Consider the following 14,704-nt stretch of genomic DNA (forward strand, 5'->3'; position numbering starts at 1 on the left):
CCGCGGAGCGTCGCGGCAGTGAGGTCTCCTGGACCGGCGTGCGGCCTTGGACGGATGTCCACGAGCATGCGGAACGGGGCACCGCGTGCAGCCCCCTACGAGCCGGCTGCTCTCCGAGCGGACTGCCGCCGCGACGACACGCACCATGCACCGTTCATCCCGGGCCGTGCTCTGTTCTCCTTCCGATGCCCCACCCGCACCGGGCGTGACATCGCTGAGTCCGTGACCCGCTCAGCGCCCCCTCTGCCCTACACACGCTGGCCAGCAGGCGAGATCACGCGGGACCAACCGGAATATAAGAGTCCGATTCGCCGAGCAGGCACCGCAGAAAGAAGCTCGGCCCCTGCCTGCGTTTCCGCAGGTCAGAGACCGTTTGTCGAGAGTGGCGGCGCCAGGATTCGAACCTGGGAAGGCTGAGCCGGCAGATTTACAGTCTGCTCCCTTTGGCCGCTCGGGCACACCGCCTCGCAACGTCGTAAACGATACCCGATGCACGGGGGTGGTCCGCCACTCGGTTGTGCGGGTGGATTCGCACTCCGGGTGGCTAGGCTGTGCGCCGACCCAGCCCGTTGGACCAACCGTGAGGAGCCTGACACACCATGGCCGACTCCAGTTTCGACATCGTCTCGAAGGTCGACCGGCAGGAGGTCGACAACGCCCTCAACCAGGCGGCCAAGGAGATTTCCCAGCGCTACGACTTCCGCGGCGTGGGCGCCTCCATCGCGTGGTCGGGGGAACGGATCGAGATTCGCGCCAACGCCGAGGAGCGGGCCAACGCCGTGCTGGACATCTTCCAGACGAAGCTGGTCAAGCGCGGCATTTCGCTCAAGGCGCTGGAGACCGGGGAGCCGCAGGCGTCCGGGAAGGAGTTCCGTCTGTTCTCCACGATCAAGGAGGGGATCTCGACCGACGACGCCAAGAAGGTCGCCAAGCTGATCAGGGACGAGGGCCCCAAGGGCGTCAAGGCGCAGGTGCAGGGCGATGAGCTGCGGGTGACCTCGAAGAGCAGGGATGCGCTCCAGGAGGTACAGCGTCTGGTGCGCGAGAAGGATTTCGACTTCGCGGTGCAGTTCGTCAACTACCGGTAGCGGGCGGGAGGCCAAGTGTCCGTGATCCACGGTTTCCGCAGGGCCGTCGGGCTCGCGCGGCGGGGTGCACAGGCGGGGCGGGGACCGGACGGTGCGAAGGTGGACCTCGCCCACCCGGCGCGTTCCCCGCTGGGCACCGCCGTGGTCAACTGCGCCGTCTACCGGAACGGCGTCCGCCGCGAGGGGCACAGGACGGCCGCCGAGGCGATCGGCTACGTCCGGCGGCGGCCTGGCCGTGGGTTCGTCTGGATCGGGCTGCACGAGCCGAGCGAGGAGGAGTTCGCCGGCCTCGCCGAGTTGTTCGGGCTGCATCCGCTGGCCGTGGAGGACGCGGTGCACGCGCACCAGCGGCCGAAGCTGGAACGGTACGACGACACGCTGTTCACCGTGCTGAAGACGGTGCGGTACGTGGAACACGCGCAGCTGACGTCCACCAGTGAGGTGGTGGAGACCGGCGAGATCATGGTGTTCACCGGGCCCGATTTCGTCGTCACGGTGCGGCACGGCGGGCACGGTTCGCTCGGCCCGCTGCGGGAGTCCCTGGAGGCGCAGTCCGAGCATCTGGCGAAGGGGCCGTCCGCCGTGCTGCACGCCATCGCGGACCAGGTGGTGGACCACTACCTGGACGTCGCGGCCGCCGTGCGCGACGACATCGACGAGATCGAGGCGCTCGTGTTCGCGGAGGCCGGCGCGCGGCGGTCGGAGCCGGGGCAGATCTACCAGCTGAAGCGCGAACTGCTGGAGCTGAAGCGTGCCGTCGCGCCGCTCGACCGGCCGCTCCAGCAGCTTTCCGAGACGGCGATGCCCATGATCGACCCGGACATCCGCCGGTACTTCCGGGACGTGGCGGACCACCTCACCCGGGTGTCGGAGCAGATCACGGGCTACGACGCGCTGATCGACTCGATCCTCCAGGCCAACCTGGCGCAGGTGACCGTCGCCCAGAACGAGGACATGCGCAAGATCACCGCCTGGGCGGCGATCATCGCGGTGCCGACCATGGTGTGCGGTGTGTACGGGATGAATTTCGACCACATGCCCGAATTGGGGTGGACCTTTGGCTACCCGCTGGTATTGACGGTCATCGCCACCGCCTGCCTGCTCCTGCACCGCGGATTCCGCCGCAACGGCTGGCTCTGACACGTAAACATGACAAAAGTAAGACGCATCCATGCCGAAGGGCAGGTCCGCGCAGCCTGGGTAATTGCCTAGGCTTGGTTCCGTGGATAACGCGATCCTCCAGGCAATCGAAGGGTTCATCGCCACCCCTTGGGTGTACGTGGCGCTCTTCGCCGTCGCAAAGCTAGACGGCTTTTTCCCCGTGGTGCCCAGCGAGACCCTGGTGGTCACCCTGGGGGTCTTCGCGGCTGCCGACGGCAACCCGAATCTGTTTCTCATCGTCCTGGTGGCGGCGCTCGGCGCCTTCACCGGGGACCACATCTCCTACTACATAGGCCGGAAATCCGGCACCCGCATCTATGCGCGTCTGAAGCCCGGCAGCCGCACCCAGAAGGCGTACGACCGTGTCGGGGACATGCTGGAGAAGCGCGGCGGGATCATGCTCATCATCGCCCGGTACATCCCGGGCGGGCGCACGGCGGCCACCCTCACCACCGGAGCCACCAAGTACCCGCTCAAGTCGTTCTCGAAGTACGACGCGGTCGCCGCGATCACGTGGGCGATCTACTCGGCGGGCATCGGGTTCGTCGGCGGCGCGGCCTTCGAGCACAATCCGCTGCTCGGCGTCGCCCTCGGCCTGGGGCTCGCCCTGACGATCGCGGCCCTGCACGAGGGCATCAGGATGCTGCGGGAGCGCCGCGCGGCGGCCAAGGCCGCCGCGGACCAAGCAGATCAAGCAGGTCCAGCAGATCAAGCAGACCAAGTGGCCGCGGACTGAAGCATACGGTCGCACCGGCAAATACTCCGCGGTGCGCCCCGGCCGTGACAAAAGTGCGGGGAAGACGCGGGGCGCTGTATGGCGGCGGCGTCCCTGAGAGGAGTCGGGGTCACGCCCACCGGTAGTGAGGGTAGGCGGCGGGAGCGGAGGAGGGCACGATCTCGCGGCCGAGCGGCATCAGGGAGACGGGGATCATCTTGAAGTGGGCGATGCCGAAGGGGATGCCGATGATCGTCACGCAGAAGCCGATGCCGGCCAGGATGTGTCCCAGCGTGATCCAGATACCGGCGACGACCAGCCAGATCACGTTGCCCACGCCGGAGGCCAGCCCGGCGTCGCGCCGGTCGGTGACCCGGTTGCCGAACGGCCACAGGGCATAGCGAGCGATGCGGAAGCAGGCGATGCCGAACGGGATGGTGACGATGAGGAGGAAGCAGATGAGCCCGGCCACGGCGTAGCCCAGGGCCATCCACAGCCCGGAGAATATGAGCCAGATGACATTGAGAAGTGTCTTCACCCCTCCAGCATGGAGCCGCCCGCGCACGGACCGCATCCTCCGGGGGCAGGAGCGCCCCGCGGCCGTCCCTCAGGGGCGGTGGGGCCCGCTCACGAAGAACCGCCCGCCATGCGCTCCAACCGGGTGATGCGCTCCTGCATCGGCGGGTGCGTGGCGAACATCCGGGCCAGGCCCTCGCCCCGGCGGAACGGGTTGGCGATCATCATGTGGCTGGCCGTCTCCAGCTGCGGCTCGGGGCGCAGCGGCAGCCGCTGAGTGCCGTGCTCCAGCTTCCGCAGGGCGCTGGCCAGCGCCAGCGGATCGCCGGTGAGCTGGGCGCCGGAGGCGTCCGCCTGGTATTCGCGGGAGCGGCTGACGGCGAGCTGGATCAGGGAGGCGGCGATCGGGCCGAGGATCAGGATGAGCAGCATGCCGAGGATGCCGGGGCCGCCCTCGTCGTCGTCGCGGCCGAAGGGGAGCAGCCAGGCGAAATTCACCAGGAACATGATCACCGAGGCCATCGCGCCGGCAACGGAGGAGATGAGGATGTCCCGGTTGTACACGTGGCTCAGCTCGTGGCCGAGCACGCCGCGCAGCTCCCGCTCGTTCAGCAGGCGAAGGATGCCTTCCGTGCAGCACACCGCGGCATTCCGGGGATTCCGTCCGGTGGCGAACGCGTTGGGCGCCTCGGTCGGGGAGATGTACAGCCGGGGCATGGGCTGCCTGGCCTGCCCGGCCAGCTCCCGGACGATGCGGTACAGCTCCGGCGCCTCGAACTCGCTGACCGGCCGGGCACGCATCGAACGGAGGGCGATCTTGTCGCTGTTCCAGTAGGCGTAGCCGTTGGTGGCGAGAGCGATCACCAGCGCGATGACGAGCCCGGTCCGGCCGAAGAAGCTGCCGATGAGCAGGATCAACGCGGACATGCCGCCCAGCAGTGCGGCAGTCCTCAGTCCGTTGTGCCGGCGGTGCACGGTGTGCCCTCCAGGTTGCGCAGTGTGGGGGTGCCCGGATGGACTCGGATGTCGGAGTTTCTCCACTAACAGTGGACACTCCCGATGTGCACAACGCCATACGAAAGTAATCCGTTCCCCTGTCAGGCAGACCCCCGCCCCGCTGCGTCTACAACAAGGTGCCGGAGGCGAACGTCAGGATCAGCTGGGGGGCGCCGGAGAGCACGATGCCCACCCCGGCCGCCAGGCCGATGGCCGCCGTGAGCGGCGCGGCCGGCAGGCGCCGGGGCGCGTCCGGCTCCGCCGCGCCGTGCGGTGCGGGCTGGAAGAGGACCGCCGTCCAGCGCAGGTAGTAGTACAGGGCGATGGCCACGTTGACCGCCATCACCACCGCCAGCACGCCGAGCCCCGCGTCCACGGCCGTCTCGAAGACCGCGACCTTCGCGAACAGCCCGATGACGCCCGGCGGCAGCCCGGCCAGGCACAGCAGGAAGAAGCCCATCGCCAGGGCCGCCGCGGGCTGCCGCGCCCACAGCCCCCGGTAGTCGTCGACGCGGTGCGCCGGCCGTTGCCGCGCGACGTGCGCGGCCACCGCGAAGGCGCCCAGGTTGACGGCGCCGTACATCAGGGCGTACGCCACGGTCGCCCCCGCGCCCTCCTCCGTGTAGGCCGCCGCCGCGATCGGCACCAGCAGGTAACCCGCCTGCCCGATCGAGGACCAGGCCAGCAGCCTGATGGCGCTGTTCGGGGCCCGCGGATCGGTGCGCAGCGCGGCCACGTTCCCCGCGGTCATGGTGAGCCCGGCCAGCACCGCGACGAGGGGCCCCCACAGGTCGCCGTGGCCGGGGAACGCCTCGGTGGTCACCAGGATCAGCCCGGCGAGGCCCGCGGTCTTGCCGACCACGGACAGGTAGCCGGCCACGGGCAGCGGCGCGCCGAGGTAGGTCTCCGGCACCCAGAAGTGGAACGGCACGGCCGCCATCTTGAACGCGAAGGCGATCAGGGTCAGCGCGACGCCCGCCTCGGCCAGCGTCGACAGCCGGGGATCGGCCTCGTCGAGGCCCTCCGCGATGCCGTCGAAGAAGAGGCTGCCGGACGCGGCGTACACGAAGCCGATGCCGAGCAGCGCGACGGCCGTGGCGGTGACGGAGGACAGGAAGAATTTCAGGGCCGCCTCCGGGCCCGCGCCGCTCCCCCGCCGCAGCCCGACCAGCGCGTAGGCCGGCAGCGTCGTGACCTCCAGGGCGATGATCAGGGTGGCGAGGTCGCGGGCGGCCGGCAGCAGCGCCGCACCGGCCGCGGAGGACAGCAGCAGGAACCAGAACTCGCCCGCGGGCACCCGCTTGCCGTTCGCCTCCGGGATCGAGAGCAGAACGGTGAGGAACGCGCCGCCGAGCACGAGCAGTTGCAGGATGACGGCGAAGCGGTCGGCGGAGTAGGCGCACAGCGCCGGGTCGTCCGGCAGGCAGAACGTGGACCGGTCGCCGTCCCGCAGCGGCAGGAGCGACAGCGCGGCGAGCGCGAGTCCTGCCGCGGCCAGCGGGCCCAGCAGCGCCTTGCGGGCGGCGGGCAGGAACAGGTCGGCGAGAAGCACGGCCACCGCGGTGAAGGCGGCGATCACCGGCGGCGCGATGACGGCCCACTCGACGGTCTGGACGAGGTTCATCGGACGGCTCCCGGCAGGAGGCTCTGCACGACGGGATCGGTGAGGTCGAGCAGCACGGCGGGCCACAGACCGGCCAGCAGGGTGAGCGCCACCAGCGGCCCGAACGCGGCGTACTCGACGGGCCGCAGATCGGGCAGCAGACCGGACAGCACACCGCCCGCGGCACCGCCGCCACCACCGCCCGCCGCGGCCCCGGCCGCGTCGGTCTCCGCGCCCGCTGGCACGTCCGCCTCCGGCCCCTCGGGGGCCCACCCCGCGGCCGGCCGGTCGCCCATGCAGACGCGGCGCACCACCAGCAGCAGGTAGGCCGCGGTCAGCAGGGTGCCGAACCCGGCGACGGCCAGGTAGGTGAGGAACGCGGGTCTGCTCAGCCCGTCGGCGGGGTGGAACGCGCCGAGCATGGCGAGCAGTTCACCCCAGAACCCGGCGAGCCCCGGCAGCCCCAGGGAGGCGACCGCGGCGAAGGCGAACAGCCCGCCGAACCGCGGGGTCCGCCCGTACAGCGCGGCCCCGCCCGCGCCGGCCAGGGTGTCGAGGTCGGTGGAGCCGGTGCGTTCCTTCAGCGCGCCGACCAGGAAGAACAGCAGGCCGGTGATGAGCCCGTGGGCGATGTTGGCGAACAGCGCCCCGTTCACGCCGGTGTGGGTGAGCGTCGCGATGCCGAGCAGCACGAAGCCCATGTGCCCGACGGACGAGTAGGCGATCAGCCGCTTCAGGTCGCCGCCCGCGCCGGTCCGCACCAGCGCGAGGCAGGCCAGCGACCCGTACACGATCCCGGTGACGGCGAACGCCCCCAGGTAGGGCGCGAACGTCTCCATGCCCTCGGGGGCCATCGGCAGCGCGATGCGCACCAGGCCGTAGGTGCCCATCTTCAGCAGCACGCCGGCCAGCAGCACGGAGCCCGCGGTGGGGGCCGCGGTGTGCGCGTCGGGCAGCCAGCTGTGCAGCGGCCACATCGGCGTCTTCACGGCGAGGCCGATGCCGATGGCCAGCACCGCGAGCAGCTGCGTGGTGTGGCCGAGCCCCTCCCCCTGCGCCTCGGCGAGGGCGACCATGTCGAACGTGCCGCCCTGCACGCCGATCAGCAGCAGCCCGAGCAGCATCACCACCGAGCCGAGCACCGTGTAGAGGACGAACCGCCACGCCGCGGGCCCGCGCCCCTCGCCGCCCCAGCGGGCGATGAGGAAGTACATCGGGATGAGCACCATCTCGAAGGCGAGGAAGAAGAGCAGCAGGTCCAGGACGGCGAACGTGGCGAGTGTGCCGGCCTGGAGCAGCAGCAGGAGCGAGGTGAACGCCGCGGGCCGCGGCCCGCCGGGCGGCCGGACGTGGGTGTGCAGGGCGCACAGGAAGGTCAGCAGCGCGGTCAGCACGAGCAGCGGCAGCGAGATCCCGTCGACGCCGAGGTGCAGGCGCACGCCGAGCGCCGGAATCCAGCTGACGTCGCTCTCGGCCTGAACGGTGCCGGGGTGGTCGTGGTCGAACCCGGCGGCGAGCAGCAGCGCGGCGGCGAGCACCGCGCCGGTGATACCGAGGCCGAGCCAGGTGGGGCTGCGCGGCAGGAGCACGGCGGCCGAGCCGAGCAGCGGCAGCACGAGCAGGGCGAGGAGCAGCAGCTGCATCGTGGCGTCGTTCAGCGGGATCACGGCATCACTCTCCGGCTGCGACGAGGACGGCGGCCACGGCGAGGACGAGGGCGCCCGCGACGAGCGCGCTCAGGTAGGTCTGGACGTTCCCGGTCTGGGCGCGGCGGGTGAGGGTGCCGAGCAGCCCCGGGGTGCCGGCCGCGCCGCGTACGTAGGTGTCGACGACCGCCCGGTCCAGGAAGCGGACGAGGCGGGCGGCGGCCCGCGTGGGCCGGACGAACGCGGCGGCGTAGGCGGCGTCGAGGTGGAATCCGGCGGCGGCGTGCCGGTGCAGCGGCCCGAGCAGCGGGGGCCCCGGGTCTATCGGGCCGTCGCTCTCGTAGGCGCGGCGCCAGCCGGCGTAGGCGACGACACCGCCGATGAGGGCGGCGCAGGTGGCCAGGACCGAGGTGGTGAGGGTGGGGGCGAGGTCGCCACCGTCGAACCAGTCGGGCAGCACCCGGTAGGCCACGCCGAGCAGGAGCGCGGGCACGGCGAGCAGCCACAGCACGGACGTCATCGCCGGCCCCGCGGGCTCGTGCGGCGGCACGGGCTCGGTGCGGGCGCCGACGGGGTCGTGGAAGGCGACCAGCCACAGCCTGGCCGCGTAGGCGGCGGTGAGCAGTGCCGTGGCCAGCCCGGCCACGAGCACGGTCCAGCCCGCGGCGGCGGGGATGCCGTGCGCCGGGTCGAGCGCGGCGTGTTCGGCGGCGCCCAGGACGGCCTCCTTGGAGAAGAAGCCGGAGAACGGCGGGATGGCGGCCAGCGCGAGGAGCCCCACCGTCATCGTCCAGTAGGCGTCGGGCGCACGCTGTTTGAGGCCGCGCATGCGCGACATGACGGCGAGCGATCCGGTGCCCGCGGTGGCGATGAGCACGCCCGCGGCGAGGAAGAGGAGCGCCTTGAACGCGCCGTGGGTGATGAGGTGGAAGACGGCGGCCTCGCGGTCGGCGACGGCGAGGGCGCCGGTCATGAAGCCGAGTTGCCCGATGGTCGAGTAGGCGAGGACGCGTTTGACGTCGTCCTGGGCGAGCGCGGCGAGCGCGGACCCGAGCATGGTGAGCGCGGCGACGGCGGCGAGCACGACGAGCGCGGCGGCGGAGGCCGCGAACACCGGCAGCAGGCGGGCGACGAAGTAGACGCCGGCGGCGACCATGGTGGCGGCGTGGATCAGCGCGGACACCGGGGTGGGTCCTGCCATCGCGCCGGGCAGCCAGGTGTGCAGCGGCACCTGGGCGGACTTGCCGGCGACTCCGGCGAGCAGGAGCAGCGCGATCAGCGTGGGGTGGTCGAGGTCCGCGGGGGACAGTGGGGAGCCGAGCCGGGCGACGATGCCGCTGATGCGGAACGTTCCGGCCTCGGAGGCCAGGGCGAGGATGCCGATGAGGAACGGCACGTCGCCGAGCTTGGTGACGAGGAACGCTTTGAGCGACGCGGCACGGGCCGCGGACGTCTCCCAGTAGTGGCCGACGAGGAAGTAGGAGCAGATGCCCATGACTTCCCAGCCGACGAGCAGCACGACGAGGTCGTCGGTGTAGACGACGAGCAGCATGGCCGCGGTGAAGAGGGAGACCAGCGCCGCGTAGGAGGGGTAGCGGGCGTCGTTGCGCAGGTAGCCGGTGGAGTACACCTGCACGCAGGAGGCGACGACGGTGACGAGGACGGCGACCAGGACGGCGAACCCGTCGAGGTGCAGGGCGAGTTCGATCGGGAGCCGGTCGTTCCCCGTGGGCGCCAGGCGGGTGGCGGCGGCGATCGGCTCCTCGCCGCCCTGCCGCGCCGCGACGAACACGGCGAGCGCGGCGGCGGCGAGCGTGGGCAGCACGGCGAGCGGGCGGACGAAGCCGGGGGCGCGGCGGCCGGTGAGCAGGATCGCGGCGGCGGCGGCCAGGGGCAGCAGCGGAACGAGGACGGCTGCGGTCGTGGTGTTCACTTGGTCGTCTCCCGTCGGGCCGCGCGGGCGCGGGACCCGGGCTCGGTCGTCTGCGGCCGGGCGGCAGCCGCACGTGGGTGCCTCACGTGACGGTGTTCTCCTCGCGGTTCCCGTTCCCCGCGTCGTCCCGTTCGCGGTCGCCGTCCCGTTCGCGGTCGTCGTCCGCGGCCTCCTCGCCGTCCCGTTCGCGCAGCTCGGTCAGGCGGTCGACGGCGGAGGTGCCGCGCTGCCGGTAGACGAGCAGCACGATGGCCAGGCCGATGCCGATTTCCGCGGCGGCCAGGGCGATGAGGAAGAGCGTGAACACCTGGCCGGAGTGCACCTCGTCGCGCAGCCAGACGTCGAACGCGACCAGGTTGAGGCTGACGGCGGCGAGCATCAGCTCCACCGACATCAGCAGCAGGATGGCGTTGCGCCGGGCCAGTACGCCGTACAGGCCGGTGCAGAACAGCAGCGCGGAGAGGACGGCGGGGTAGACGAGGTGCATCAGGACTCACCGTCCCGTTTGCGTGACACGACGATGGCGCCGATGAGCGCGGCGAGCAGCAGCACCGAGAGCGCCTCGAACGGCAGCACCCAGACGCGGAACAGGCTCGACCCGATCGGGCCCGACTCCCCGTGCGGGGTGTCGAGGTCGATCCACGCGGTGCGGAAGGCGTCGACGACGAGGGTGACGAGCGTCGCGGCGGCGGCCAGGGCGACGACGAACGCGACCGGCCTGTTGCGCGAATCCGCGTCCGGCGAGGGCCCGATGGGCGCCTTGGTGAGCATCAGACCGAACAGCAGCAGCACCACCACGGAACCGAGGTAGATCAGCACCTGCACCCAGGCCACGAACTCGGCGGTGAGCAGCAGGTACTGGACGGCGAGGCCGCCGAGGGCGACGACCAGCCACAGCGCGGCGTGCACGAGCTGTCTGCTGGTCACGCACAGGACGGCGCCGCCCAGGACGACGAGCCCGACGAGGACGAAGACGATCTCCTGTCCCGAGGGCGAGAGATACGCGTTCCCGCCCGTCACGAGCCCTCCCGTTCCGCCGCCTTCGTGGCCGCGGCGATCTCCTTGGGCTCCTCGGCCGCGGGATCGAGCGGCGGCGGCTCGGGCACGGTCCACATCCACGCGCGCAGCCGGTCCCGTTCGTGCGTCAGCTCGTGGATGTCCGTCTCGGCGTACTCGAACTCGGGCGACCAGAAGAGGGCATCGAACGGGCAGACTTCGATGCAGATCCCGCAGTACATGCACAGGGCGAAGTCAATGGCGAAACGGTCCAGGACGTTGCGGCTGCGCTCGCGCCCGCCGGGCGCGGCCGGGGGCACCGTCTCCTTGTGCGAGTCGATGTAGATGCACCAGTCGGGACACTCGCGGGCGCAGAGCATGCAGACGGTGCAGTTCTCCTCGAACAGCGCGATGACGCCGCGGCTGCGCGGCGGCAGCAGCGGCTGCGTCTCCGGGTACTGCTGGGTGACCGCCCGCCGCGTCATCGTGCGGAACGTGACGGCCAGTCCCTTGGCGAGCCCGGACCCGAGACTCATGAGGTCACCACCTTGACGACTCCGGTGAGGGCGATCTGGGCGAGGGCGAGCGGCACGAGCACCGTCCACGCGAACTGCTGGATCTGGTCGGCGCGCAGCCGCGGCCAGGCGACGCGGGCCCAGATGACGACGAAACACAGCGCGGCGGTCTTCAGCAGCATCCACAGCCAGCCGAGCTGATCGGCGAAAGGACCGTGCCAGCCGCCGAGGAACAGCACCGCGGTCAGCGCGGAGACGACCACGATGCCCGCGTACTCGGCGAGCAGGAAGAAGGCGAACCGCAGGCCCGAGTACTCGGTGTACGCGCCGAAGACGATCTCCTCCGGGGCGATCGGCGCGTCGAACGGCGGCCGTTGCAGCTCGGCGAGCCCGGCGGTGAAGAACACCAGACCGCCGATGAGCTGCCAGGGCACCCACCACCACTCGAACGCGCCGAGGATGCCGGTGAGGCTGAGCGTTCCGGCGGCCATGGCCACGGAGGCCGCGGACAGCAGCAGCGGCAGTTCGTAGGCCATGAGCTGCGCGGCGGTGCGCAGGCCGCCGAGCAGCGAGTACTTGTTGGCGGAGGCCCAGCCGGCCATCAGGGAGCCGAGCACCCCGACGCCGAGCACCGCGAGGACGAAGAAGATGCCCGCGTCCAGGACCTGGCCGACCATCCCGTCGGGGCCGAGCGGGATCGCGACGATGACCACGAGGTAGGGGATGAGCGCGACGGCGGGCGCCAGTTGGAAGATCCGCCGGTCGGCGCCGGCCGGAATGGTGTCTTCCTTCTGCACGAACTTCACGCCGTCGGCCACGAGCTGGGCCCAGCCGTGGAAGCCGCCCGCGTGCATCGGGCCGACGCGGCCCTGCATGTGGGCCATGACCTTGTGCTCGCCCTGCCCGACGAGCAGCGGCAGGAGCAGGAACGCGAGCAGCACGGCCAGCAGCCGCACGGCGACGTCGGCCACGTCCATCAGCCCTCGCCTCCCCCGCCCTCGGTGCCGCCCGTTCCCTCGGTGCCCTCAGGTCCTGCGGTCCCGTCCGTGCCGTCCTCGTCGTCGCGCTGGCTCGCCGAGCCCCCGCTCGCGGAACGGTTCCGCCGCGGCCCGCGCCGCGGCGCGGGCGGCCCGGCCGCCGGCCCCGCCGCCGGCTCCGCGCCGGGCGGGTGCCAGGGCATGTCTCCCCCGGACTCCGTCCGGGGGGACCCCGGCCCCGACCCCGCCGCCGGCCCGGTCGGCCCCGCGGACCCGGGCCCCTCGTTCGCGGAACGGTTCCGCCGCGGCCGGTCCCCCGCTCCCGCGGCGGGGCGCGGGCGGCGTGCCGGGGCCGCCGGGGCGCGGCCCTTCAGCGGACCCCACTCGTTCGGGTCCGGTACGCCGGGCGGCTGCATCTGACGGCGCTTCGGCCCGCCGTGGCCGGACTCGCCCGGCTCCTTCGCGCCGGGCCACGCCTTCGCCACGCGCGCCGCGAGGACGAAGTCCTTGCGCAGCGGGTGTCCTTCGAAGCTGTCCGGCAGCAGCAGCGGCGCGAGCCCCGGGTGCCCGGCGAAGTCGACGCCGAACATCTCGTGCGTCTCCCGTTCGTGCCACGTCGCGCCCGCGTACACCCCGGTCGCGGTCGGCAGGGACGCGGCCTCGTGCGGGACGGTGGTCCGCAGCAGCAGGCGGCGCGGCGGGGCGCCGAGGGCCACCAGGTGCGCGCAGACGAGAAAGCCGGTGCCCGGCTCGTCGACGGCGCTGAGCCAGTCGAAGAACGTGCAGCCCAGCTCGTCGCGGGCCGCCAGCAGCGCCGCGGTCCAGCCGGTCGCCGGCACGTCCACGGTCAGCACGTCGTACGACTCGGCCGCCGTGGCCCCCTCCCCGAAGAGTGCCGCGGGCTCCCGCGGCAGCCAGCCCGCCGTCACCGGCCGCCCTCCCCGGCCGCGGGCGGCGCGTACCGGCCGGGCACCGACTCGTCGGCGATCTTCTGCTGGAGCGTGAGGATGCCCTGGAGCAGCGCCTCGGGGCGCGGCGGGCAGCCGGGCACGTACACGTCGACGGGCACGATCTGGTCGACGCCCTTGGTCACGGAGTAGGAATCCCAGTACGGGCCACCGCAGTTGGAGCAGGCGCCGAAGGAGATGACGTACTTGGGCTCGGGCATCTGCTCGTAGAGCCGCTTGACCGCGGGCGCCATCTTGTCGGTGACCGTTCCGGAGACGACCATCAGGTCGGCCTGCCGCGGCCCGGGGGCGAAGGGGATGACGCCGAGCCGGATGAAGTCGTGCCGTGCCATCGAGGCCGCGATGAACTCGATCGCGCAGCAGGCGAGACCGAAGTTGAACACCCACAGGCTGTAGCGGCGGCCCCAGTTCAGCACGATCTTCATGGGCTCGGGTGCGAGCCGGGCCAGCGGCCCGAGCGCGGGCCGGCCGCCCGCGGGCTTCAGGTCCATGTGAGCACGCCCTTCTTCCACGCGTACAGCAGTCCGACGGCCAGGAAGCCGAGGAAGACGAACGTCTCCACCAGCGTGGCCCCGCCGAAGCCGTCCGCCGCGAAGACCGTCGCCCACGGGAAGAGAAACACCGCGTCGACGGCGAAGATCACGTACAGGAACGCGTAGAGGTAGTACCGCACCTGCGTGTGCGCCCAGCCCTCGCCCACCGGGTCGACGCCGCTCTCGTAGACCAGCAGCTTCTCCGGCGTCGGCACCGTCGGCCGCAGCAGGGCCGACGCTCCGAAGGCCACCGCGACGAAGAGCACGCCGACCACCGCAACCAGACCGACGACCGCGTAGCCGTGGAAGTAGTCGGGCACGATCGGCCTCCGACAACGGGATGCGGACCGGGGAGCGGACCGGGGAACAGGGACTGCACGGAGTCTAGGGGAGGCCGGGCGGGTTGTGACCACTCCGCGGGCGGGGAGGAGTGGTGGGGATAGCCCCACCACCGTTCACCGACCCACCCCATGGCGGCGTGCACGGGGCCCGGGCAGGCTTGGGGGCATGACCAGCGCTCCTCCCTCACCGGGCCACCGGCCCGATGCCCCCCTGCCCCCGCCGCGTGCGGCGCTCGGCGCGCAGACCTGGCGGGAGTGCGGGTATCTGCTGTCGAGCTGGCCGCTGGACGTCGCGGCGTTCGTCTTCGTGATGAGCTGGCTCTTCGTCGGCGTGCTGACGTCGCTCACCGTGATCGGGCTGCCGGTACTGGCCGCCGGCCTGGTGGTCCTGCGCCGCCTCGCGGTGTCGGAGCGGGCGCGGGCCCGCCTGCTGCTGCGGGTGGCGGTGGACGAGCCGAGCGACCTGCGGGCGAGCCACGAGGCCGGGTTTTTCCCCTGGCTGTGGGCGACCCTGAAGGACCCGGTGGGCTGGCGCACGGCGCTGTTCTACGTGGTCCGCCTGCCGTGGACGACGCTGACCTGCTGGGTGACGGTCGCCGCGTTCTTCGTGGCCTGGCCCGCGCTGCCCTGGCTGGTGCGCTGGATGACGCACGTGGACCGGGCGCTCGTCCGCACGCTCCTCGGCCCTTCGGACGAGCTGGAGCGGCGCATCGCGG

Annotated in this window: 15 protein-coding genes, 1 tRNA gene and 1 pseudogene; 4 read left to right on the forward strand and 13 right to left on the reverse strand. The window is 71.9% G+C overall.

Annotated features, from left to right (window positions below; genetic code table 11):
* Window positions 1–383 precede the first annotated feature (383 nt).
* Window positions 384–465 (reverse strand) — tRNA-Tyr (locus STBA_RS14410).
* A gap of 134 nt (window positions 466–599) precedes the next feature.
* On the opposite strand from STBA_RS14410, the gene STBA_RS14415 reads away from it, so the two are divergent.
* The 3 genes from STBA_RS14415 to STBA_RS14425 all read left to right on the forward strand — a co-directional run bounded on the left by STBA_RS14415 (window position 600) and on the right by STBA_RS14425 (window position 2,985).
* Window positions 600–1,088 (forward strand): YajQ family cyclic di-GMP-binding protein, encoded by a 489-nt coding sequence (locus STBA_RS14415; RefSeq protein ID WP_077059634.1) that lies wholly within the window; start codon window positions 600–602, stop codon window positions 1,086–1,088.
* Between the two features lie 99 nt (window positions 1,089–1,187).
* On the forward strand, window positions 1,188–2,228 hold the full coding sequence (gene corA, locus STBA_RS14420; protein WP_077063325.1) for a magnesium/cobalt transporter CorA: 1,041 nt from the start codon (window positions 1,188–1,190) through the stop codon (window positions 2,226–2,228).
* 82 nt (window positions 2,229–2,310) lie between these two features.
* The gene (locus STBA_RS14425; RefSeq protein WP_079251920.1) at window positions 2,311–2,985 is read left to right on the forward strand and encodes a DedA family protein; all 675 of its coding nucleotides are present in this window, start codon (window positions 2,311–2,313) and stop codon (window positions 2,983–2,985) included.
* Window positions 2,986–3,094: 109 nt separating this feature from the next.
* On the opposite strand, the gene STBA_RS14430 is transcribed toward STBA_RS14425, so the two are convergent.
* The 12 genes and pseudogenes from STBA_RS14430 to STBA_RS14485 form a co-directional block, all read right to left on the reverse strand.
* Window positions 3,095–3,502 carry a YccF domain-containing protein gene (locus STBA_RS14430; RefSeq protein ID WP_077059636.1) on the reverse strand — a complete coding sequence of 136 codons (408 nt, stop codon included), beginning with the start codon at window positions 3,500–3,502 and terminating at the stop codon, window positions 3,095–3,097.
* An 89-nt stretch (window positions 3,503–3,591) separates the two neighbouring features.
* Window positions 3,592–4,455, reverse strand: coding sequence for a zinc metalloprotease HtpX (htpX, locus tag STBA_RS14435; protein ID WP_077059637.1), 864 nt, complete (start codon window positions 4,453–4,455; stop codon window positions 3,592–3,594).
* A 148-nt stretch (window positions 4,456–4,603) separates the two neighbouring features.
* Window positions 4,604–6,100, reverse strand: a complete 1,497-nt coding sequence (locus tag STBA_RS14440; RefSeq protein WP_077059638.1) for an NADH-quinone oxidoreductase subunit N — start codon at window positions 6,098–6,100, stop codon at window positions 4,604–4,606.
* On the reverse strand, window positions 6,097–7,722 hold the full coding sequence (locus tag STBA_RS14445) for an NADH-quinone oxidoreductase subunit M (protein WP_077063326.1): 1,626 nt from the start codon (window positions 7,720–7,722) through the stop codon (window positions 6,097–6,099). The genes STBA_RS14440 and STBA_RS14445 overlap by 4 nt, the downstream gene beginning before the upstream one ends.
* A 28-nt stretch (window positions 7,723–7,750) precedes the next feature.
* On the reverse strand, window positions 7,751–9,658 hold the full coding sequence (locus tag STBA_RS14450; RefSeq protein WP_077059639.1) for an NADH-quinone oxidoreductase subunit L: 1,908 nt from the start codon (window positions 9,656–9,658) through the stop codon (window positions 7,751–7,753).
* Between the two features lie 82 nt (window positions 9,659–9,740).
* Window positions 9,741–10,145: an NADH-quinone oxidoreductase subunit NuoK gene (gene nuoK, locus STBA_RS14455; RefSeq protein WP_077059640.1), complete on the reverse strand. Its 405-nt coding sequence runs from the start codon at window positions 10,143–10,145 to the stop codon at window positions 9,741–9,743.
* Complete coding sequence (locus tag STBA_RS14460; RefSeq protein WP_077059641.1) at window positions 10,145–10,678, reverse strand: NADH-quinone oxidoreductase subunit J; 534 nt, start codon at window positions 10,676–10,678, stop codon at window positions 10,145–10,147. Before STBA_RS14460 ends, nuoK begins: the two co-directional genes overlap by 1 nt.
* Window positions 10,675–11,190 carry an NADH-quinone oxidoreductase subunit I gene (locus STBA_RS14465; RefSeq protein ID WP_077059642.1) on the reverse strand — a complete coding sequence of 172 codons (516 nt, stop codon included), beginning with the start codon at window positions 11,188–11,190 and terminating at the stop codon, window positions 10,675–10,677. Before STBA_RS14465 ends, STBA_RS14460 begins: the two co-directional genes overlap by 4 nt.
* Window positions 11,187–12,146, reverse strand: coding sequence for a complex I subunit 1 family protein (locus STBA_RS14470; RefSeq protein WP_077059643.1), 960 nt, complete (start codon window positions 12,144–12,146; stop codon window positions 11,187–11,189). Before STBA_RS14470 ends, STBA_RS14465 begins: the two co-directional genes overlap by 4 nt.
* Before the next feature lie 86 nt (window positions 12,147–12,232).
* A pseudogene (locus STBA_RS14475) lies at window positions 12,233–13,075 on the reverse strand (NADH-quinone oxidoreductase subunit C); the annotation flags it as partial.
* The gene (locus tag STBA_RS14480) at window positions 13,072–13,605 is read right to left on the reverse strand and encodes an NADH-quinone oxidoreductase subunit B (RefSeq protein WP_077059645.1); all 534 of its coding nucleotides are present in this window, start codon (window positions 13,603–13,605) and stop codon (window positions 13,072–13,074) included. The pseudogene STBA_RS14475 and the gene STBA_RS14480, both read right to left, overlap by 4 nt.
* A complete protein-coding gene (locus STBA_RS14485; protein ID WP_077059646.1) occupies window positions 13,596–13,967 on the reverse strand; it encodes an NADH-quinone oxidoreductase subunit A in 372 nt (123 codons plus the stop codon). The genes STBA_RS14480 and STBA_RS14485 overlap by 10 nt, the downstream gene beginning before the upstream one ends.
* 187 nt (window positions 13,968–14,154) lie before the next feature.
* Between STBA_RS14485 and STBA_RS14490 the strand changes: the two genes are divergently transcribed.
* On the forward strand, window positions 14,155–14,704 hold a 550-nt coding region (locus STBA_RS14490; RefSeq protein ID WP_171987707.1), incomplete at its 3' end, for a sensor domain-containing protein.

This window comes from Streptomyces sp. MP131-18 (assembly GCF_001984575.1).
GTDB classification, from domain to species: Bacteria; Actinomycetota; Actinomycetes; order Streptomycetales; family Streptomycetaceae; genus Streptomyces; species Streptomyces johnsoniae.